This window comes from Pseudophaeobacter sp. 1A16562 (genome assembly GCF_041008785.1).
In the GTDB taxonomy this organism is placed as follows: Bacteria; Pseudomonadota; Alphaproteobacteria; order Rhodobacterales; family Rhodobacteraceae; genus Phycobacter; species Phycobacter gallaeciensis_A.
Map to the genome: position 1 here is coordinate 1 of NZ_JAXGFT010000044.1, position 1,141 is coordinate 1,141.

Below are 1,141 nucleotides of genomic sequence, written 5' to 3' on the forward strand. Positions count from 1 at the left end.
AAAGAGCAGGAAGCCGGGATGCCGACGGCGGAGGTGTGCCGTCGGCACGGCCTGAGCCCGGCGACCTTTTACAAGCTGAAGTCCAAGTATGGCGGCATGGAGGTGTCGGAGGCCGCACGGCTGAAGGCGCTGGAGGATGAGAACGCCAAGCTGAAGCGGCTGCTGGCAGATACGATGCTCGACAATGTGGTTCTGAAAGACCTGCTGGGAAAAAGCTAACGACACCGAAAGAGCGGCGAGAGGCAGCGCTCAATGCAATGCGGGATCATGATATCTCGCAGCGCAGGGCCTGTCGGCTTGTCGGTGTCGATCCCAAGACGGTCCGGCGCGAACGCCCGCCTGACCATCCCGAGATCCGCCAGGAAATGAAGGAGATCGCTGGCAAACGCCGCCGGTTCGGCTACCGGAGGATCGGCGTGCTGCTCGAGCGCAAAGGCATGATCATGAACCACAAGAAACTCTACCGTCTCTACCGGGAAGAAGGCCTTGCGGTGAAGCGGCGGCGGGGCCGCAAACGCGCCCGGGGCTCACGCACGCCGATGCCCGAAGCCACACGGCCGAACCAGCGCTGGTCCCTGGATTTCCTGGCAGACAGCTTCGGTGCGTCGCGGAAGTTTCGCATCCTGGCCGTGAACGATGACTGCTGCCGGGAAAACCTGTGCCTGGCCGCGGACACCAGCATTTCAGGTGAGCGCGTTGCCCGGGAGCTGGACGCGCTCGTCCGGATCTACGGAAAACCCGCTTGCATTGTCAGCGATAACGGCACGGAATTCACCAGCCAGGCAATCCTGAAGTGGGCCGACAGGAACGGCGTGAATTGGCATTACATCGACCCAGGAAAACCGCAGCAGAATGCCTTTATCGAGTCATTCAACGGCAGCCTGCGGGACGAGCTTCTCAATGAAGAGCTGTTCGACACCCTGGACGATGCCCGTCGAAAGCTGGCGCTGTGGCGCTACGATTACAACAACGTCAGGCCGCACTCTTCGCTGGAGAACAGAACGCCAAAGCAAGCGCGGCAGGCGCTTGAGCTATTTGAGGGCTCCGCGCCTGCCGCGCTTGCCAAACCCGAAACCGACGACTACCAAAATCAAACCCGCAGACTCTCGTCATGAGCGAGGGACCAGCGGGGGGCAGGTCA

General features: G+C 61.5%; 1 protein-coding gene. It reads left to right on the forward strand.

Features of this window, described 5'->3' with window-relative positions; all coding sequences use genetic code 11:
• Nucleotides 1-1,115 (forward strand): IS3 family transposase gene (locus SM764_RS22560; RefSeq protein WP_369002871.1). Its coding sequence is split into 2 segments (ribosomal slippage), with 1,116 coding nucleotides annotated over them: nucleotides 1-214 and nucleotides 214-1,115; the frame shifts between segments, so codons are not numbered across the junction. This gene is flagged as partial in the annotation.
• Nucleotides 1,116-1,141: the final 26 nt, after the last annotated feature.